Annotated in this window: 22 protein-coding genes; 10 read left to right on the forward strand and 12 right to left on the reverse strand. The window is 68.5% G+C overall.

Annotated features, from left to right (window positions below):
- Nucleotides 1–15 precede the first annotated feature (15 nt).
- The 3 genes from FQ137_RS04490 to FQ137_RS04500 are packed head-to-tail and all read right to left on the reverse strand — an operon-like array spanning nucleotide 16 to nucleotide 2,531.
- Entirely contained in the window at nucleotides 16–660 is a 645-nt protein-coding gene (locus FQ137_RS04490; RefSeq protein ID WP_149291323.1) for a TetR/AcrR family transcriptional regulator, read from the reverse strand.
- 58 nt (nucleotides 661–718) lie between these two features.
- Nucleotides 719–2,044: an SPFH domain-containing protein gene (locus tag FQ137_RS04495; protein ID WP_149291324.1), complete on the reverse strand. Its 1,326-nt coding sequence runs from the start codon at nucleotides 2,042–2,044 to the stop codon at nucleotides 719–721.
- 52 nt (nucleotides 2,045–2,096) lie between these two features.
- A complete protein-coding gene (locus FQ137_RS04500) occupies nucleotides 2,097–2,531 on the reverse strand; it encodes an NfeD family protein (RefSeq protein WP_149291325.1) in 435 nt (144 codons plus the stop codon).
- A gap of 68 nt (nucleotides 2,532–2,599) precedes the next feature.
- On the opposite strand from FQ137_RS04500, the gene FQ137_RS04505 reads away from it, so the two are divergent.
- Nucleotides 2,600–3,490, forward strand: coding sequence for a cation diffusion facilitator family transporter (locus FQ137_RS04505; RefSeq protein WP_149291326.1), 891 nt, complete (start codon nucleotides 2,600–2,602; stop codon nucleotides 3,488–3,490).
- Nucleotides 3,491–3,543: 53 nt separating this feature from the next.
- Here FQ137_RS04505 and FQ137_RS04510 read toward each other — a convergent pair whose 3' ends face one another.
- Nucleotides 3,544–4,539, reverse strand: a complete 996-nt coding sequence (locus FQ137_RS04510) for a carbon-nitrogen hydrolase family protein (protein ID WP_255583610.1) — start codon at nucleotides 4,537–4,539, stop codon at nucleotides 3,544–3,546.
- 143 nt (nucleotides 4,540–4,682) lie between these two features.
- Here FQ137_RS04510 and FQ137_RS04515 point away from each other — a divergent pair, with 143 nt between their 5' ends.
- From FQ137_RS04515 to FQ137_RS04525, 3 genes are all read left to right on the forward strand, one after another.
- On the forward strand, nucleotides 4,683–5,147 hold the full coding sequence (locus FQ137_RS04515) for a hypothetical protein (RefSeq protein WP_149291327.1): 465 nt from the start codon (nucleotides 4,683–4,685) through the stop codon (nucleotides 5,145–5,147).
- A 69-nt stretch (nucleotides 5,148–5,216) separates the two neighbouring features.
- Complete coding sequence (locus FQ137_RS04520; RefSeq protein WP_149291328.1) at nucleotides 5,217–5,648, forward strand: MmcQ/YjbR family DNA-binding protein; 432 nt, start codon at nucleotides 5,217–5,219, stop codon at nucleotides 5,646–5,648.
- A gap of 9 nt (nucleotides 5,649–5,657) precedes the next feature.
- The gene (locus FQ137_RS04525; RefSeq protein ID WP_149291329.1) at nucleotides 5,658–5,963 is read left to right on the forward strand and encodes a hypothetical protein; all 306 of its coding nucleotides are present in this window, start codon (nucleotides 5,658–5,660) and stop codon (nucleotides 5,961–5,963) included.
- Here FQ137_RS04525 and FQ137_RS04530 read toward each other — a convergent pair.
- From FQ137_RS04530 to FQ137_RS04550, 5 genes are all read right to left on the reverse strand, one after another.
- Complete coding sequence (locus FQ137_RS04530) at nucleotides 5,960–6,832, reverse strand: alpha/beta fold hydrolase (RefSeq protein WP_149291330.1); 873 nt, start codon at nucleotides 6,830–6,832, stop codon at nucleotides 5,960–5,962. The genes FQ137_RS04525 and FQ137_RS04530 overlap by 4 nt on opposite strands.
- Before the next feature lie 113 nt (nucleotides 6,833–6,945).
- On the reverse strand, nucleotides 6,946–7,923 hold the full coding sequence (locus FQ137_RS04535) for a glycine betaine ABC transporter substrate-binding protein (protein WP_149291331.1): 978 nt from the start codon (nucleotides 7,921–7,923) through the stop codon (nucleotides 6,946–6,948).
- Nucleotides 7,920–8,723 carry an ABC transporter permease gene (locus FQ137_RS04540; protein ID WP_370452308.1) on the reverse strand — a complete coding sequence of 268 codons (804 nt, stop codon included), beginning with the start codon at nucleotides 8,721–8,723 and terminating at the stop codon, nucleotides 7,920–7,922. The genes FQ137_RS04535 and FQ137_RS04540 overlap by 4 nt, the downstream gene beginning before the upstream one ends.
- Nucleotides 8,720–9,913 carry an ABC transporter ATP-binding protein gene (locus FQ137_RS04545; RefSeq protein ID WP_149291332.1) on the reverse strand — a complete coding sequence of 398 codons (1,194 nt, stop codon included), beginning with the start codon at nucleotides 9,911–9,913 and terminating at the stop codon, nucleotides 8,720–8,722. Before FQ137_RS04545 ends, FQ137_RS04540 begins: the two co-directional genes overlap by 4 nt.
- A complete protein-coding gene (locus FQ137_RS04550; protein WP_149291333.1) occupies nucleotides 9,910–10,554 on the reverse strand; it encodes an ABC transporter permease in 645 nt (214 codons plus the stop codon). The genes FQ137_RS04545 and FQ137_RS04550 overlap by 4 nt, the downstream gene beginning before the upstream one ends.
- A 115-nt stretch (nucleotides 10,555–10,669) precedes the next feature.
- Here FQ137_RS04550 and FQ137_RS04555 point away from each other — a divergent pair, with 115 nt between their 5' ends.
- Complete coding sequence (locus FQ137_RS04555) at nucleotides 10,670–11,503, forward strand: inositol monophosphatase family protein (protein WP_149291334.1); 834 nt, start codon at nucleotides 10,670–10,672, stop codon at nucleotides 11,501–11,503.
- Here the strand turns inward: FQ137_RS04555 and FQ137_RS04560 are convergent.
- Nucleotides 11,500–12,087, reverse strand: coding sequence for a GNAT family N-acetyltransferase (locus tag FQ137_RS04560; protein ID WP_149291335.1), 588 nt, complete (start codon nucleotides 12,085–12,087; stop codon nucleotides 11,500–11,502). The genes FQ137_RS04555 and FQ137_RS04560 overlap by 4 nt on opposite strands.
- A 98-nt stretch (nucleotides 12,088–12,185) precedes the next feature.
- On the opposite strand from FQ137_RS04560, the gene FQ137_RS04565 reads away from it, so the two are divergent.
- Genes FQ137_RS04565 through FQ137_RS04575 form a run of 3 tightly spaced genes read left to right on the forward strand, consistent with a single transcriptional unit; the run spans nucleotide 12,186 to nucleotide 15,117 of the window.
- Nucleotides 12,186–13,718 (forward strand): MFS transporter, encoded by a 1,533-nt coding sequence (locus FQ137_RS04565; protein ID WP_370452309.1) that lies wholly within the window; start codon nucleotides 12,186–12,188, stop codon nucleotides 13,716–13,718.
- A complete protein-coding gene (locus tag FQ137_RS04570) occupies nucleotides 13,715–14,395 on the forward strand; it encodes an alpha-ketoglutarate-dependent dioxygenase AlkB (protein ID WP_149291336.1) in 681 nt (226 codons plus the stop codon). Before FQ137_RS04565 ends, FQ137_RS04570 begins: the two co-directional genes overlap by 4 nt.
- The gene (locus tag FQ137_RS04575) at nucleotides 14,392–15,117 is read left to right on the forward strand and encodes an alanine and proline-rich secreted protein Apa (RefSeq protein ID WP_255583616.1); all 726 of its coding nucleotides are present in this window, start codon (nucleotides 14,392–14,394) and stop codon (nucleotides 15,115–15,117) included. The genes FQ137_RS04570 and FQ137_RS04575 overlap by 4 nt, the downstream gene beginning before the upstream one ends.
- Nucleotides 15,118–15,124: 7 nt before the next feature.
- Here FQ137_RS04575 and FQ137_RS04580 read toward each other — a convergent pair whose 3' ends face one another.
- Nucleotides 15,125–15,880 (reverse strand): PIG-L deacetylase family protein, encoded by a 756-nt coding sequence (locus tag FQ137_RS04580; protein ID WP_149291337.1) that lies wholly within the window; start codon nucleotides 15,878–15,880, stop codon nucleotides 15,125–15,127.
- Between the two features lie 102 nt (nucleotides 15,881–15,982).
- On the opposite strand from FQ137_RS04580, the gene FQ137_RS04585 reads away from it, so the two are divergent.
- Together FQ137_RS04585 and FQ137_RS04590 are read left to right on the forward strand one after the other, a co-directional pair.
- Nucleotides 15,983–17,140: an acyl-CoA dehydrogenase family protein gene (locus FQ137_RS04585; RefSeq protein ID WP_149291338.1), complete on the forward strand. Its 1,158-nt coding sequence runs from the start codon at nucleotides 15,983–15,985 to the stop codon at nucleotides 17,138–17,140.
- A complete protein-coding gene (locus tag FQ137_RS04590) occupies nucleotides 17,137–18,315 on the forward strand; it encodes an ArsO family NAD(P)H-dependent flavin-containing monooxygenase (RefSeq protein ID WP_255583618.1) in 1,179 nt (392 codons plus the stop codon). Before FQ137_RS04585 ends, FQ137_RS04590 begins: the two co-directional genes overlap by 4 nt.
- An 8-nt stretch (nucleotides 18,316–18,323) precedes the next feature.
- On the opposite strand, the gene FQ137_RS04595 is transcribed toward FQ137_RS04590, so the two are convergent.
- Nucleotides 18,324–18,689, reverse strand: coding sequence for a MerR family transcriptional regulator (locus tag FQ137_RS04595; protein WP_149292652.1), 366 nt, complete (start codon nucleotides 18,687–18,689; stop codon nucleotides 18,324–18,326).
- Between the last annotated feature and the right edge of the window lie 58 nt (nucleotides 18,690–18,747).

An 18,747-nucleotide genomic window follows, 5' to 3' on the forward strand; every position in this document is an offset into this window, starting at 1 on the left:
TTCCGCGCCGAAGGGTCAGCGCTGCAGGATCATCGGCACGAGCACCCGACGGGCCAGCGCGCGAATCCGCTCCTCCGTGTCCACCACGGGCGGACCGTCCGGCATAACGACCAGGGAGTGCAGGAAGCGGCCGACGACACTGGCGACCTCGCGGGACAAGATGTCGCACTCATCGTTGTCCATCTGCCGCGTGTGCACGTCCGCGTTCCACGTGCTGCGGACGAACTGCGCGAGCATTTCCGTGATCGGGTCCAGGACGGTGTCGGACTGACCCGCGAGCAGCGCCATGGCCTCGACTTTGTCGTCCTCAATGAACCGACGTAAAAGCTCACTCTGCCGGATGTCGAACACGGTGCCGACCAGCAGGTCCTCGATGTGCTTCACCGGGTCCCACTGTAGGGATTCGAACGGTGTGTACCTCGCGTTGACAGTCCGCATCAGCCGCTGCGTCTCGTGGCCGTAGATCGCGCGCAGGATGTCGTCACGCGGCCCGAGCCGACGGTAGAGCGTCACCCGCGTGACACCGGCCGCTCGGGCGATGTCGTCGGTACTCGTGCCCTTGATGCCCCGCTTGGAGAGCACCGCCGACGCCGTCTCGATCAACCGCACGTCTTCGGCGTCGGGCGTACGGTCGCCACCACGGCCACTGTTACGAGTCACGCCTGCATGTTACGGCGATTGGTCGAGGCGGCGGCCCGGAACGGCACCGGTCCGGGGGTTACCGCTGGGGCTGGCCGTCACCGTCGACGGGGTAGGCGCCCTGGCCCGACCGCTGGTCGGCGCCCTGATCGAACCCGGCCGGCTGGCCGGGCGCGGGGGCCTGCACCCCACCGATCGCGGGGGTATCCCGGCCCTGCACGTCCTGCGAGGGGTTGTCGGGGGCTATACCGCCCTCCGACGCCGGCACCATGTCGAACACATCGGGCTTGGGCTCGGACTTGCGTGGCTCCTCGTCCGATATCGAGGACGCGCCCTTGGCCGCCGCCTCGGCCGCGGCCACAGATCGTGCGATCTCCGGGTCGGTGGAAGTGTCGAACCAATGTTCCGGGGCCGAGGGCAGTTCCGCATCGAATTCGGTTTCGGCCGGCTCGTACCGGAACACTCCGTCGTCGTCCTTCTTGGCGACGGCCTTCGCGAAGGTCTCCAGCGAATCGCCGAACTGAGAGGGGATCATCCACATCGTGGCTGCGTCGCCCTTCGCCATTTCCGGCAGGTTCTGCACGTACTGGTAGGCCAGCATCTCGGGCGTGGGTTTGGACGACTTGATGGCGGCGTTGACTCGGGCGATCGCGGCGGCCTGCCCCTCGGCCACCAGGTAGCGGGCGGCCCGCTCACCCTGGGCGCGCAGCATGCGCGACTGCCGGTCGGCCTCGGCGTTGAGGATCGAGGCCTGCTTGTTGCCCTCGGCGTCGAGGATCGCGGCCTGCTTGGCGCCCTGCGCGGTGGTGATCGCCGCCTCGCGGTGCCCCTCTGCGGTGAGGATGGTGGCTCGCTTCTCGCGGTCCGCCTTCATCTGCTTCTCCATCGACTCCTGGATGGAGGGCGGCGGATCGATCGACCGCAGTTCGACCCGTGCGACACGCAGGCCCCAGCGACCCGTCTCGGAGTCGAGGACGCCGCGCAGCTGCTTGTTGATCATGTCGCGACTGGTCAGGGTCTGCTCGAGAGTGAGTCCGCCGACCACGTTGCGCAGTGTCGTGGTGGCGAGCTGTTCGACCGCGATGATGTAGTTGTTGATCTCGTAGACCGCCGACTTCGGGTCGGTGACCTGGAAGTAGACCACCGTGTCGATGCTCAGGGTGAGGTTGTCCTCGGTGATCATCGACTGCGGGGGGAAGGTCACAACCCGCTCACGCAGATCGACCTTGGCGCGCACGCGGTCGATGAAGGGGATGATGAGCGCGAGCTGGCCGCTCACCGTGCGCTGGTAGCGGCCGAGTCGCTCGATGACCGCGGCCTCCGCCTGGGGGATGAGTTTGACCGAACTCATCACCACCGAGACGATCAAGACGACGATGACGGCCAGGAAGATTAATCCACCCATGGTTTCCTCCGGTTGTGTCGTGCGTACGTGTGTCGTGCGTGTCGGCTGTTACTCAGAGACCGCGCACAACGATGGCCGTCGCGCCCTCGATCTGGTGCACGAGGACCCTGTCCCCGGTCTCGAACGTTTCTCCATCGATGAGCGGACGCGCGGTCCAGGTGTCGCCGGCGATCTCGACGAGTCCGCCCGCCGCGCCGATCGCCTCGACCACGGTGCCGTTGCGTCCGGTGAGCGCGGCGGTGTTGGTGTCGTGCTCCGGCATCGCGGCGAGCAGACGCCGACGGGCGACGGGGCGGACCCCGACGATGAGGAAGAGAGAGACGAGGGCGAATGCGAGGGCCTGGCCCCAGATCGGTGCGCCGAGGAAGGCGGCGCCCGACCCGCCGAGGGCACCAGCGGCGAGCATGAGCATGAACAACTCGCCCCCGGCCGCCTCTCCGGCGGCGAGCAACACTGCTGCCCCGAGCCAGATCAGTCCCACATGCATAGCTCCGACACTACCGACAACGGGCGACAGGCAGGGGAACTACGAAGGGCGGACTAGTCTTACGAGACGTGTCGACTCTGAAAAAGTTCGCGTGGCTGTCCGTGGCGACTGCAATCGTGACGATCGTCATCAAGGTCGCGTCCTGGTGGGTCACCGGCTCGGTCGGTCTGCTCTCCGACGCAGCGGAGTCCGTGGTCAACCTCGTGGCGGCGGTGATCGCGGTCGGCGCCGTGACCGTCGCGGAGCGCCCGGCCGACGACGACCACCAGTACGGGCACTCCAAGGCGGAGTACTTCTCCGCAGGGGTCGAGGGCGCGATGATCTTCGTGGCCGCGGCGTTCATCCTGGTGGTCAGCGTCGAGCGGCTGATCAACCCCGCACCGCTGGAGGCACTCGGCCTGGGCCTGGCCATCTCGGTGGTCGCAGCCGTCATCAACGGCGTGGTGGGGGTGGCGCTGGTGCGGGCGGGGACCCGTCACCGGTCACCCACCCTGAAGGCCGACGGCAAGCACCTCATCACGGACGTCATCACCTCGGTCGGCGTCGTCGTCGGACTGGCGCTGGCATGGGTCACCGGCTGGCAGGTACTCGACCCGATCGTGGCGATCGGCGTGGGGTTGAACATCCTGTTCATCGGCTATCGCCTGGTGCACGACTCGGGCATGGGTCTGATGGACGCCACCCTGTCCGACGTGGACAACCGGGCGATCGAGGAGGTGCTCGAACGCCACCGCATACCCGGCCAGGTCGACTTCCACGAGCTGCGGAGCCGGGGGGCGGGAAAGTGGCGTTTCGTCGAGTTCCACGCACTCGTGCCGGGGCAATGGAGCGTCGAACGTGGACACGACCTGGTCGAGGCGGTGGAGCAGGAGATCCACGCCGCGCTGCCGAACTCGCACATCACCTCCCACCTCGAACCGATCGAGGACGAACGCGCCTACAACGACGTGCACCTGTGAGTGGAGGCCTGCGCAGTGCACCAGCCTGAAAGCCACTCCGTGACGGTCGGGGCCTACGGGGTGGCGGCCATCGCGTGGATCCCCGCCGCGCGCACACCTGCCGACCGGCCACGCCGGCGGTAGTAACTCCTGCCCGCGATATTCTGCTGGTGCCAGTACCCGCGCAGCAGCAGCGGCAGTTCGGGGATCCAGAACCGGTCCTCCAGCGGCGCGACTGGGTCCGTGGCCTCGATGGTCACGTCCGCGTAGACGATTCCGGGCCCCTCGTCGACGCGCCGGGTGGCCAGGACCGTCCCCGAGGCGTCGACGATCTGGGTGGCCCCCACGAACTCCGTGTCGTACGGGACCGACGCACCTGATCCCGGCACCAGCAGGAAGTCTGTCCGCAGCGTCCCGCAGTGCGAGGCCTGCAGCACCGGTGCACCCAACCGGCGGGCGAACTCCGCCGGCGCGTTCTCCGACAGGTACCGGTTGTACTGCGAGAGCGGCCCGAGAGCGCGCTCGGTGAGCCCGCCCCAATTGTGCGGGACCGTCCACCAGTGGGTACCGGTGACAGCGACCCCGACGCGGCCCCGGAGCCTGCGGACGGTCTGGGTGCGGATCAGCTCCCAGCAACTCGCCGCACCCACCCCGCCGAGCCCGGTCTCGAACACCCCGTCGTCACTGCCACCCGTGTAGAAGCAGTTCTCCCACATCGTCGGGAGGTCCTTGTCATGGGTGTGCACGCGACCGTCGGGTTCGACGAGGTGGTAGCGGTTGTAGACCTCGCCGTCCTCGGTGACCAGCATCGACCCGCCGATGGTGACGTGGTGACGCGCGGCGAGACGACGGAACATCTCGACCGCCACGTTCTCGCGCGGCAGGACCGCGTCATGGACTTCAGGGCGCATCGGCACCGGTGACGTGCAGAACTCCGGCACGGCGATCAGTCGCGCCCCCCGCTCGGCCGCCTCGACGATCATCTGCTCCAGTCGGCCCAGCGTGAGGTCGACTCGTCCCGGCACGCCCTCCAGCTGCACGGCCGCAGCGTGCACCACATGCGCGGTCATGAGACCTCCCCGAGTTAATTTCGCCCGTGTCGATCGAGCCCGTGTCGATCGAGCGTGAACGAGCGCGCAGGTGACTGCGGTGCCCTAGTCTCGTGAGCATACAAATAGTGCCCTGATGTCAAGCAAATTTCGGAAAAGGACTCATGGATACGACCCCCACGCCCGTCGTCGCCGCGACCGTTGAACTCGGCATCGACACGCGCCTCACCCTGCTCGCCGCGGGCCTCATCTTCCTGCTGGCATTGGGGCTGGGGGTGTGGAAGTACCGCCAGATGGCGACCAGCGAGAGCCACTTCGCGCACCCATACGTCGACATCGCACACCGGGCTTCGCTGCTGTACTCGTTCGCGACGCTGCTCATCGCCGCGTTCGTCGAGCTGAGCAGCTGGCCGACCTGGGTGAACCTGACCGCGGCGGGAGTGCTCGTGATCTTCTTCCTGGCAGCGATCGGAAGCTACATCGTCCACGGTGCGCTGAAGGACACGACCAATCAGTTCGAGCACCCCTCCTCGGCATTGCACGTCGGCATGGTGGCCCTCATCGTCGGCGAGATGGGCGGGTTCGCGGTGCTGCTGGCGGGGTTCGTCGCGGGGCAGTTCGGGGGTTGAGCCGGCCCGCGGCGGATTTCCCGGCCGTTCGCTCAGGATGATGCGGTCGGCGGTCGTAGTCTCGGCCGTGTGGGCCATCCGATCATGTTCGACGCCGCGGATCCGCTGCTGACGCGTCTGCGGGAAGTGTGCCTCGCGCTGCCGGACGTCGGCGAGAAGATCTCGCACGGCCGGCCCACCTGGTACACGACCAAGGTGTTCGCGGTGTATGGCGGCTCGGTCAAGGGGGACCACTCGGATCCCCTCCTGGCGCGGGCACTGCTGTTCCTGCCGGATCCGGGGGAGCGCGCGGCGCTGGAGCAGGACGAACGAGTCCACGTCCCGGCGTACTACGGGCCGGCCGGCTGGCTGGCATTGCCGCTGGCCGGTGGGGTGGACGGTGGCGGCCGTGGACCGGACTGGGATGAGGTGGCCGAACTCGTCGAATCCTCGTACCGGCAGACCGCCGGGGGCCGGCGGGTCGCTCGTCTGGACGACCAGCGGGGACGCCCCCGCGACTAGGCTGGCTTCATGCCGCTGCGCCCCCGCTCCGACGCCGCCTCGCCACGCAGGCGCTCGTCCGACGGCATGGACCTGGGGACCCGGGCGCTGGTGCTGGGCGTCGGTGCCCTGGTGATCTCGTGGGTGCCGGTACTCAACATCATCGCGTTCCTCGCGGCCCTGATGGCCATCGCGTTCGGCCTGCTCGCTCGCTGGCCCACCGGCTGGCTCACCAACGACGATGCGAACCCGCGTCGCGCACTGGCGGGCGTGGTGCTGGGCGCAATAGCGCTGGTGGTGTTCGTGGTGACTGCGGTGCGGTACTCGGCGCTCTAGCGCGCGTTCGACACCGCCCAGCCGATCGCCGTGCGCATACGGCGCGCGAAGGCGCCGGGATGAGTGGCGCAGACGGCGTGGCCGGCGTGGATCGGGAACACCGCGCTGTGCGGGAGCAGGTCGGCCATCTCGTCCTGGATCCGCTGCGGGAATGCGATGTCGCGAGTGGTCTTGACGATCGCCACGGGCAGGTCCAGATCGGGAAGCCATGAGGTGGAGTTGAAGCGGCCGACCTCACTGATGACGGTGCGATGCGTGGCCATGGAAACCGACGACAACTCCCGCAGTGCCCAGGCGTGCGGACGCGGAATCTCCTCGCCGATCTCGCGGGCCACCTTGTCCGGCACGGCGTTGAGTAGCGGGCTGGTCCGCGAGAGGCTTCCCAGGGTGAGCTTCTCCAGAGCATTCCGCTCGGCGCCGGTGCCCGTGGCCGCCAGGACGAGACCTCCCAGGCGCGACGGGTCCGGGCGTGCGGCGAGCTGGGCGACGATCCCGCCCATCGAGTAGCCGCCCACGATCGGCGCCTCCAACTCGAGGTGGTCGGCGACCCGGAGCACGTCCTCGCTCAGGGACTGGAACCCGAAGGGGCCGGTGTGGCCCATCCCGTGATGACGCTGGTCATAGGTGATCAGGCGGTACTCGCCGCGCAGGCGCTGAAAGGTCTGATACCAGTTGAGCATCCCGGTGGCGACCATCCCGTGCAGCAGGATCACCGGTTGCAGATGCTCCTCGCCGGTGTCGTACAGCCGGGTCACCACGTCGTCGTCGAGCGTGACGATCCGGCCGGTCGGAAGTTTCGACATGTCCGGGGCCATCCGCGGCAACCGCCACGCGGCGCGGGGTAGCGCGGTGAGCGGGTTGGTGGGCATGGGGTTCCTCCTCGTAGGAGTCTCGCCGGAGACAGGCCGCCGGCGACTCGTCACCGGAGGCGTGTCACTGATTGTCTGTCACACAGGCGCCCAGTGCAGAATCCGCCCCAGTCTCAGCCGGCGGTCACCAGCCCGCGATCCACGAGGAAATCCCTCGCCACCAGCGCGGGGTCCTCGCCATCGACGTCCACGCGCATGTTCATCTCCACCATCACGTCGTTGTTGAGGATGTCCACCAGCGGCGCGAGGACCGCCTCGATCTCCGGATGCGCATCGAGCATGTCGCCGCGGACCACGGTTGCGAGGTTGTACACGGGGAAGAAGCGTCGATCGTCCTCCAACACCAGCAGGTCCAGGCCCCTGATGCGGCCGTCCGTGGTGTACACCTCGCCGAACCGGCACTCGCGGCCGACTGCGGTGGCCTGATAGATGATTCCGGGCTGCATGATCGGCGTGGGCACGGCCGCCGCGTCGAACCCGTAGGCGTCCGCCAGCCCGGGCCAGCCGTCGCGACGGACCGAGAACTCGGTCTCCAAGCAGCTCGTGGCCGACCGGGGATCGGTCCGGGTCAACTCGGCGTACTCGGAGAAGGTGCGCACTCCCGTCTCCTCGGCGGTGGCGCGGCTCATCGCGAAAGAGTAGGTGTTGTCCACCGTGGTCGGGGCGAGCCAGCGCAGGTCGTGCTCGGCGAGGTCGGCGTCGCGCACGGCCTCCCACTGAGCCTGCGGGTCGCGGATGGGCTCGGAGTTGCCCAGGTAGCTCATCCAGGCGGTGCCGGTGTATTCCATACCGATGTCGACCTGCCCGGTCACCAACGCCTGGCGGAAACTGTTGGACCCGGCCAGCGACGACATGTCGGACACGTCCATCCCGGCGGCCGCCAGGAGGAACTCCACGAGGTAGCTGCCGATCACACCCTCGGTGAAGTCCTTGCCTCCGACCGTGATGCTCACACCCTTCAGTTCTGGGACGGTGCCCTCGGGGCCGGGTCCTACGGACAACGGGACAGAGCCACCGTTGTTGAGCCCGCACCCGGTTGCCACCATCGCGAGGGTCAGGAGGGCGGCGATCAGGCGCCTGGTGCGTGTCATCGCAACCCCTTCGGATTGAACAGGGCCTCGCCGACCCCGCCGAGCCAGTCCACGAACAGGGCCAGGCAGACTGCCAGGACCGAGCCGACCACGAGCGTGGTGTAGTCCTGCAGCCGGTACCCGGTGTCGATGAAGATACCGAGCCCGCCGGCGTCCACCAGGAAACTCAGTGTGGCCGTGCCCACCGCCAGTACGAGGGTGGTTCGCAGGCCGGCCAGGATGAACGGCACCGCCAACGGTAGTTCGATACTGCGCAGGACCCGAACGGCGGACATCCCCTGCCCGCGCGCGGCGTCAATGAGTGCTGGGTCGACGTTGCGGATCCCCACGATCGTGTTCCGCAGCACCGGCAGCAGGGAGTAGAGCGCCACCGGCAACACGCCGATCCAGAACCCGGTCCGATTGGTGGCCAGGAAGAGCAGCACGATCAAACCGATGGCCGGAGCGGCCTGCCCGATGTTGGCGATCCCCACCGCCACCGGGGCGAGGAACCGCGTCCGGCGCCGGGTGAGCAGGATTCCCAGCGGCACGCCCACCGCCACGACGATGGCCACGACTGTCACGGTGATCTGCACGTGCTCGACCGTGCGCTGGGTGATGGAGGCGGCGTTGAGAGAAGCCTTCTGCGTCTCGTTCAGGTCGCCGGAGAACGCCCACCACAGCACCCCCACGGCCGCGGCCACGATGAGGAGCGGCTGCACGAACAGCCGGGCGGAGTCCTGGAGGGCGGCACCCCCGCGGGACGTACCCTCGCGAGCAGAGACGCCGGGAGAAGAGGTGGTGGCTGCGGGAGCGCTCACGGCGCCACCTCCCGGTCGGAGGCGTCGTCGTCGTTGTGCCGGTGGTGGATACGTCGCAATTCGTCCACCAGGTCGTCGATCCCGATCGTGCCCCGGTACCCGCCGTCTCGGTCCACGACCACGGTGGTGGCGCTGGCCGTGGACAGCAGTCCGTCCAGCGCCTCCTGCAGGGACGAATCGACGGTGACGGTGCCGGACACCGGAAGTCCGCCCGAGTGCAGGTCCCGCATCTGTGCGACCCGGTCCCCGCGCACCCAGCGCAGGGGGCGACCCGCATCATCGAGAACCACGGCCCACTCGTCGCTGGTCCCACGCAACCGGGCCGCGAAATCGCTCGGGCTCTCGGAGGCTCTCGCCGTCATCCCCTCGTGCAGTTTCACGTCCCCCACGCGCCGCAGGGTGAGGGTCTTGAGTGCGGCGTCGTCGCCGATGAACCCGCGCACCGTCTCGTCAGCGGGGTTGGTGAGGATGGCCTCCGGGGTGTCGAACTGCAGCACCGACGACCCGGGGCCGAGCACTGCGATCCGGTCCCCGAGCTTGACCGCCTCGGAGAAGTCGTGGGTGACAAAGACGATGGTCTTGTGCAGCTCGGACTGCAGCCGCACCAGCTCGTCTTGGAGCGACGCGCGGGTGATGGGGTCGACCGCACCGAACGGCTCGTCCATGAGCAGCACCGGCGGGTCCGCGGCCAGCGCCCGCGCGACCCCGACGCGCTGCTGCTGTCCGCCGGAGAGTTGCGCGGGGTAGCGGTCGCGGTAGTCCGACGGGTCCAGGCCCACGAGTTCGAGCATCTCGTCCACGCGGTCACGGACCCTTGACTTCTTCCACTTGAGCAGTCGCGGCACGGTGCCGACGTTCTGCGCGACCGTCATGTGCGGGAACAGCCCGGAGGCCTGGATGGCGTATCCGATGCTGCGGCGCAGGGTGTCGGGGTCGAGCTTCCGGTTGTCCTCGCCGTCGATCGTGATGGTGCCGGAGGTGGGTTCGATGAGTCGGTTGATCATCCGCATCGTGGTGGTCTTGCCGCAGCCGGACGGACCGACGAGCACGGTGGTCTGGCCCGCGGGCAGTTCCAGTGAGACGTGATCGACGGAGGGGCGCTCCTGGCCGGGGTAGACCTTGGTGACGTCGTCCAGCACGATCGGCACTCCGGAGACCGTGCCGTTGCTGCGTCCGGTGGGCGTGGTCACTGGTTCCCCCTGATGGTGAGACGGCCGAGCAGGATGAGGAGTACGTCGAGGACGAGCGCGAGGACGACGATGAGCACGGTCGCGGTGAGGGCCATCGGCAGCGCGGTGGGCGTTCCGACCCGCGACAATGCCGCGAAGATGAGGTTGCCCAGCCCCGGACCCTTGGCGTAAGCGGCGATCGCGAGGATCCCCATCGACATCTGGGTGGAGATGCGGATCCCGGCGAGGATGGACGGCCACGCCAGCGGGATCTCGACCCGGCCCAGCACGCCGATCCGGCTCATTCCCACCCCGCGGGCGGCATCGACGGTGGCGGCGGGTACCGCGTCCAGCCCGACGATGGTGTTGCGCAGGATCGGCAACACCGCGTAGATCACGAGCGCGGTCATGGTGGGCAGTACGCCCAGTCCCAAAATCGGGATGAGGAGACCGAGCAGGGCGAACGAGGGCACGGTCAATGCCGTGGCGGCCAGTCCCGTCGCGATCGCGGATCCGGACCTGCTGCGGTACACGGCCACCCCGAGCGCGACGGACAGCAGTGTTGCGATTAGCACCGCTTGGACGGTGGCGCTGACGTGTTGCCAGGAGTCCGTGGCGAGCTGGACCCTGCGGGTGGATATGAAGTCCATCAGACCGGTCATCGCATCTCGGCTCCGTCCGTGTGGGGTGTGCTCACCGTAACCTTATCGGTGGGTGTAGAGGGCGGACACGCGCGATCCGGCAGGACAGCGAGGGGCCGTGATGCACCATGGGGGTATGACGTCACGGCCTGAACGCCCCCTGGACCCCGACCTGACTGAACGGATCGACGAGCTTCTGGCCGCCACTGGCCGCATCGCCCGCCGACACTTCTACGGTGACCTCGAGGCGCTCGCTGCCGCGGACAAGGGAATCGGTGACAGGGGTTACGACCCGGTCACCGAGGCCGACCGCGCCATTGAGGAACTGCTGCGTGCGGGCATCTCGTCGATGGCCTCCGGGGACCGGGTGGTGGGGGAGGAGAACGGCGAGACCGGCCCGGCCGACGCCGCGCGCACCTGGTACCTGGACCCGATCGACGGCACCAAGGCGTTCCTCACCGGTATGGCGGGGTGGGGGACCCTGATCGGCGTGGTGGAGAACGGCCGGGCCGTGGCCGGGTGGATGGACCAGCCGATCCTGGGAGAGACCTTCACCGCGATCCACGGGCGCGCCACCGTGCGACGGCGCGCCGACGGCCCGGCGGCCATCGAGCTGCACGCCTCCGGGTGCACGGAGCTGAGTGACGCCATCCTGTACACCACGCACCCGTCGATGTTCGGGGACGACGGCGAGGTGCGCCGCCGCTACGACGAGCTCGGTCGCCGAGTTCGACTGCAGCGCTTCGGCGGTGACTGCTACGCCTATTGCATGCTCGCCGCGGGGCGCATCGATCTGGTCGTGGAGGCCGACCTGAACTCGTACGACATCGTGGCGCTGATCCCAATCATCGAGGCCGCCGGCGGTGTGATCACCGGCACGGACGGGGGCCAGCCGCTCGAGGGCGGCACCGTGGTGGCGGCCGCGACCCGGGAGTTGGCAGAGCAGGCGTGGGCGGTGCTGCGGCCCTAAGAGGTGACCGCGCGCATGCTCCACACGCTCGGTCCGTCGGGACGTTCGGAGCAGGCGACAGTCGAGAACCCGTACCGCTGGTAGAGCTGTACGTTACGGGGATCAGAGGTCTCCAACACGACGTTGCGGGCACCCCGCTGCGCTGCGGTGTCGAGCCCGAACGTCACGAGCGCTCCGCCGAGTCCGCTGCCCTGCCGGGTCGGGTGCACGCCGAGGGTCTCGAGGCGCCACGTCCCGGGCCGCCCGGGTTCGGATTCCTCGGCCGGTGGTCCGCTCTCGCCCTGTCCGAGCCGGTCCAGCCGGTCGCCGTGGAGCGCGATGATCTGCCGGACCGTCTCGGCGTCGGGCTCGGGGGCGTCCGGCGGGAGCAGCGCGATCACCCCGTCTGCGGAATCGGTGACGCCGACGATCCCGTGCTGGTGCGCGTGCCGCAGGTACAGGTACTGGAGCGCACGTAGGCGTTCAGCGTAGTCGTCGTCGGGGATGACGTACCGGGTCCAGGGGTAGTCGGCGAACGCGGCCGCGAGTGTGTCGGCCGCGAGGGGCAGGGCATCGGCGTCCGCGAGACGGGGACAGGGGGTCATAGGTCGATCACCCCGAGCACGTTATCGGCCCCGGCGGGGCGCACTTGGCGAGAGTCGGACCGGATGCGACGTGTATCACATTCGGCTAGAACCGATCCATGGAGCATCGATCCCGGGGTGAGGCGTCCCCCGACACCACGTCCGGGTCCGGTAAGCGCAAGCTCGGGACCATCACCACGGCAGTTCCCGCCCGGATGGACCGCCTGCCCTGGGCAGGTTTCCACTGGAAGGTCATCATCGGTCTGGGCACGGTGTGGATCCTCGACGGCCTCGAGGTCACCCTCATCGGGTCCCTGGCCGCGCGGCTGGTCGAACCGGGCAGTGGCCTGGCCATCACGGAGAGCCAGATCGGTCTGGCCGCCTCGATCTACATTCTCGGCGCCTGCCTGGGCGCGTTGTTCTTCGGGCGCCTCACCGACAAATGGGGACGCAAGAAACTGTTCCTCATCACTCTCGTGGTGTATTGCATCGCCACGCTCGCCACCGCGCTGTCGATCGCGCCGTGGATGTTCTTCATCTGCAGATTCTTCACCGGCGCGGGGATCGGCGGCGAGTACGCCGCGGTCAATTCCGCCGTCGACGAACTGATCCCCGCCAACTACCGGGGCCGCGTCGACATCCTCATCAACGGCACCTACTGGCTGGGCGCCACGTTCGGCTCGTTCTATTCGCTTTTCTTCCTCAACTCCGCCATGTTCGCCGAGAACCTGGGCTGGCGCTTCGCGCTGGGCGTGGGGGCGGTGCTCGGGGTGGTGATCATCTTTGTCCGCCGACACGTGCCGGAGAGTCCCCGGTGGCTGTTCATTCACGGCCGCGAGGGTGAGGCTGACGAGATCGTCTCCGACATCGAGGAAGGGGTCGAGGAGGAGAAGGACGAGTCGTTGGAGGAGGTCGGCCGCGACGACCAGATCACCATCCACCAGCGGGCCAGCATCCCGTTTACCGAAATCGCGAAAACGGCCTTCGGCAAGTACCCCAAGCGGGCCGTCTTGTGCCTCGCACTGTTCATCGGCCAGGCATTCCTCTACAACGGCATCACCTTCAACTTGGGCACGCTCTACCAGAGTTACTACGGGATAGACGCCGGCCGCGCCCCGCTCCTGCTGGCGTTGTTCGCGGTCGTCAACTTCCTCGGTGCACTGATCCTCGGGCCGCTGTTCGACAAGGTCGGACGCAGGAAGATGATCTCCGGTACCTACCTGGGTGCGGCCCTGGTGTCCGTGCCGCTGTACTTCGTATTCATCAGTGAGACCGGTGGTCTGTGGGGCTTCGTGGCGCTGCTGTCACTGACCTTCTTCATCGCCACCGCGGGGGCCTCGGCCGCCTACCTCACGGTGTCGGAGATCTTTCCCATGGAGACCCGAGCGCTGGCGATCGCGTTCTTCTACGCGATCGGCACCGGCGTCGGTGGCATGATCGGCCCGCTGCTGTTCGGTAACTTCATCGAGAGTGGCGACCGCGGCCTGGTGGGACTGGGCTTTCTGCTCGCGGCCGGCATCATGGCGATGGGCGGGATCGCCGAAATCTTCCTCGGTGTGGATGCGGAGGGCGAGTCGCTCGAGGACATCGCTCCGCCCATGACGGCGGAGGCCCCCGCCCAGACGCCTGCAGAGGGGAGCGACGAGAGGTGACCGAGCCGCTCTTCGGCGTCGATCGCGAGCCCACAGTTCTGGGCCCGGGTGCCGTCCACGTACCCGACTGGATGAGCCGAGAGCAGCAAGAATTCCTCCTCCGGGCGTGCGTGGATTGGGCTGCGGTGCGCGCGCCGCGGTCGATTGTGCTGCCCGGCGGCGGCCGGATGTCGGTACGGACGTTCAGCCTGGGGCGGCACTGGGTGCCATACCGGTACGACGACGACGAGGAGGTCCTGCAGGTCCCGGAGTGGCTGGTGCGGGCGGCGCGAAACGGGCTGGAGGCTGCCGCGGCAGTGGAGCCGTCGGTCGCGACGCCCGGCATCACCTATACCCCGGATACCGCCCTCGTAAACCTCTACGGGCGTGGATCCACGATGGGACTACACCAGGACCGCGACGAGGCCAGTTCGGCGCCCGTCGTCTCGCTGAGCCTGGGCGATGCGTGCACGTTTCGATTCGGCACGCCCGAGCATCGGGGGCGCCCGTACACCGACGTGCGTCTCGAGTCCGGCGACTTGGTGGTGTTTGGCGGCCCGTCGCGGATGGCGTTCCACGGTGTCCCGAAGGTGTTCGACGGCACCGCTCCGGCGTGGTGTCGCGAGGTGCTCGGCGCTGAGCCGGGGAGGGTCAACATCACGCTGCGCGAGTCCCGTCCGCCTACGCTGGACGGATGATGTCAGGCCAGAACCCGTCCGCCGGCAAGACCCGGGCCCTGCTGCTGGTGGCGTTGGTGGCCGTTCTCGCGGTGGTCGCCGCGGTCGTGACGGTCATTGTCTCCTCGGCGACCTACTCCCCGGGTATCCGCACGCTGTCGCCCAAGACCCAGGTCGCGGCCGGAGTAGACCACGTCGATCCCGACGCCGGGCTCATCGTGCGGGTGCCTGAGGGGTGGCGCGTCGAGTCCGGCGACGTGATCTTCGGCAGCACCGTGCTGGTCCCGGAGTCCGCCGAGGACAAGACCGACTCCGCGGGCCGTCTCGGCGGGATCGTGCTCGTCGGCGCGCTGACCCCGGACTTCGTCGCCTCCCAGGAGGCGGACAACCAGCGGGCGGCGGTCGCCCTGATCATCGGGATGGGGGAGTTGTTCCTGCCGATCCCCGGCCAGCAGGTCGACCACCGGATGGACGAGATCTCCACCGACGTGGGCGACGGTTGGGCGCTGTCGTACCGGGTGGTGGCGGACCCGGCGCTGGGCGCAGGGACTCCGGCCGGTGGGCTGGTCTACACCGCCGTGGTCGGCGAGGGGGACGCGCGGTTCTGGCTCACCTATGTCGGCTCCCCGGCCGACGGCGCTATGGACTCACCCCACGCGGAGTGGGCGGACGAGATCGTCACGCGTCTGCGGCCGTCCGAGGCCTCATCCTCGCCGCTCGACCCGGTGGGCGAGCCGGCCTGAACCGGTCTCAGGGGCGCATTCGTCGAAAACCCACCACCGGGTGGCCGCCGGCCAGTCCCTCGACGGGGGCGACCATCCGTTCGACCTGGGCCCGGGATTGGTCGAGTACCGGGGTCTGTGGGTCGAGCACCGACAAGTACTCGGAGTGCTCTGCCAACGCCTTCACCGCGGGTTCGACGAAGCCCTCGACATCCACGTAATGGGTGGGCTCGGGCGCTGACTCGAACCACATCTGCGGTCGTCCCTCGGCCGAGTCGACGCCCACCGCGGCTACCAGATCGTCGTACGCCACCCCGACGGCCTCACCGAATTCCATGTGGTCGCTCTGGTTGGGCATGTCCGGGCCGAACTCGGGACCCGAGAACAACGACACCACGATGTCCGGGCGATGCCGCCGGATCGAGTCGGCGACCGCGTCGCGCAGTTCGGCGTTGTTGACGATCCGACTGTCTGGGAAGCCGAGGAACTCCACCGTGTCCACTCCGACTATCGCCGCCGAGCGACGCTGCTCCTCCTCGCGTATCGGCCCGGCGGTCGCTGGTTCCATCCCCTCGATGCCCGCCTCGCCGCTGGAGGCCAGCACGTAGACGACGCTGCGCCCCTCGGCCGTCCAGCGGGCCACTGCCGCGGACATGCCGTACTCGGGGTCATCGGGATGCGCCACCAGGACCAGGCAGCGGGTCCAGTCGGTGGGGAACGACTCGGGCAGGGCCGGCGTGTCGGGCAGGGCTGCATTCTCGGGCTGGTCCGGGGATTCGCTCATACCGTGAGTATGGCCCTTTCGGTGTCGAGCGCGCGGGGCCTTGCCCGAGACCTGCGGACGTAAACTGGCGGCGATCTCGTCGTCGTCCCCTGGAGGCCCCTCGTGTCCGCACTGTTCCCCGACTACCGCCCCGACTGGGAGACCGACGACCACCGTCTCCTGCGGGAACACGCCCGCGCGTTCTTCGCCAAGGAGATGACGCCCAACCAGGAGAAGTGGGCCGCGCAGAAGCACGTCGACCGCGAGACCTGGCTGCGTACCGGCGAGGCCGGCCTGATCTGCCTCGACGTGCCCGAGGAGTTCGGTGGCCAGGGTGGCGACCCTGGCATGGAGTACCTCGTCACTGAGGAACTGGTCTACTCGGGTGACACCGCGTTCGGCATGGGCGTCGGCTCCACCATCACCCCGCACTACATCGCGAACTACGCCGCCGACGAGCAGAAGCGCGAGTGGCTGCCGAAGCTCTGCTCGGGCGAATGGATCTCCGCCATCGCGATGACCGAGCCCGGTGCCGGCTCCGACCTGCAGGGCGTACGCACCACTGCCAAGCGTGACGGTGACGAGTACGTCATCAACGGCTCCAAGACCTTCATCTCCAACGGCGGCTCCGCCGACTTCGTGGTGGTCGTGGCCAAGACCGACATCGACGCCGGCCACAAGGGCATGGCCCTGTTCGCCGTGGAGGCCGACACCCCCGGCTTCAATCGTGGCCGCGTCCTGGAGAAAATGGGCCGCCACGGCGCCGACACCGCCGAACTGTTCTTCAACGACATGCGCGTTCCCGCCGCCAACCTCCTCGGCGGCGAGGAGGGCCAGGGCTTCTACCAGCTCATGAACCAGCTGCCGCGCGAGCGCCTCGCCATCGCCGTGGACGCACTGGCGATGGCCGAGGCCGCCGTCGTGGAGACCCTCGAATACACCCGGGAGCGGCAGGCGTTCGGCAAGCCAATCCTGGACTTTCAGAACACTCGTTTCGAGCTGGCGCATTGTAAGACCCAGGTCATGGCCACCCGCACGTTTGTCGACCACTGCATCTCCCGCGAGATCGCCGGGGAGCTCGACGCCGTCACCGCATCGATGGCCAAGCTGCAGGCCACCGACATGCTCGACGACGTGGTCGACCGGTGCCTCCAGCTGTTCGGCGGCTACGGCTACATGATGGAGTACCCCATCGCGCAGAAGTTCGCCGGCGCCCGCGTCATGCGGATCTACGGCGGCACCAACGAGATCATGAAGGAGGTCATCGGCCGGTCGCTGTGAGCAGACCCGTGACGCAGCGAGACGTGACCCGCAGCAACGTCACACGCCGCGACGTCGTGGTGATCGGCGGCGGCCAGTCCGGCCTCGCCGCCGGTTTCTATCTCCGGCGCGCGGGGGCGGACTTCGAGATTCTCGACGCGGCCGACGGCCCCGGCGGTGCGTGGCCGCACACGTGGCCGTCGCTACGTCTCTTCTCGCCCGCCGAGTTCTCGTCGCTGCCCGGCCGCCGAATGTCTCCGACCGCGGACGGCGCCAACCCGGACACCGCACACGTCGTGGACTACCTGCGCAGCTACGAGGAGTACTACGAGCTGCCCGTGCGACGTGGGGTGCGGGTCGTCTCGGTGGAGCGCGCGGGACCGGAGCACCCGGGGTCGGAGCGCGCGGGCGGCGGCGACGCCGGTGGTGGGGTCGGTGGCGAGGATCACGACGACGAGGGCTTTCTCGTCCGCGACACCGACGGTCGTGAGTGGCGAGCTCGGGCAGTGATCAGCGCGACCGGCACCTACTCGCGCCCGTTCGTCCCCACCTACCCGGGAGTCGCCGATTTCCGGGGTCGGCAGTTGCACAGTGCCGACTACCGCGGGCCGTCGGACTTCGAGGGCCAGCGCGTCGTTGTCGTGGGCGGGGCGAACTCGGGTGCGCAGATCGCCGCTGACCTGGCCGTGCCTCTCGCATACTCGGGCGGTGAGCTGACCTGGTGCACCATCGCTCCGCCCCGCTACCTGCCGGACGACGTCGACGGCCGCGAACTCTTCCGAGTCGCCAACGCCGCTATCCGGGGGGTAGGTGACTCCGTCGGCGGTATTGCTGACCTGGGGGACATCGTCGCGGTGCCGCCGGTCCGCGCGGCCCGCGACGCGGGGTTGTTGACGGCGACGCCGATGTTCGAGCGGTTCACCACCGACGGGGTGGAGTGGTCCGACGGCCGGTGCGCAACCGCCGATGCGGTGGTCTGGTGCACGGGTTTCCGCGCGGAGTTGGGGCACCTGCGGGGGTTGCTCACGCGGCGCGGTGGGCGGGTCGTCACCCGTGGCCCCGTGGTGCCCGATGTCCCGGGACTGTTCCTCGTCGGTTACGGAAACTGGTGCGGTGCGGCGTCGGCGACACTCGTCGGGGTGGGGCAGTGGGCGAAGGCGGCGGTGACCGCGGCTCTGGCCGCGGCGCCGACCTGAGTGGGGCCTCAGCGCAGCCGTTCCACGATCTCCACGAACTCCTCCGCGTACGCCAGATGTGTGCGGAGCCGCTCGAGACGCTCGGTGGCCTCGGCGCGGACCTCGGCGATGACGTCGGACGCGGCGGGACCTGACGGGGTGGGACGCGACGCTGCACGATCGTCGAGTGCCCGGCAGAACTCCCGCATCCGCTCCAGGCTGAAACCCAGCGGTTTCATCCGCCGGATGAGCAGGATCCGTTCGACGTCGGTCTCGGTGTAGAGCCGAAAACCTCCGGGGGAGTGGGCGGACGGACTCACCAGTCCGACCTCGTCCCAGTGCCGCAGGCTGCGGATCGACAGTTCGGTGCGCTCGGCGACCTCGCCGATCTTCATGGTCCGCTCGCCCCGGCTTGGCCCGGTCACAACTCTCCCGTTACGGTAGCTTTTGTTC

The sequence above is a fragment of the Dietzia sp. ANT_WB102 genome (assembly GCF_008369165.1).
GTDB lineage: Bacteria > Actinomycetota > Actinomycetes > Mycobacteriales > Mycobacteriaceae > Dietzia.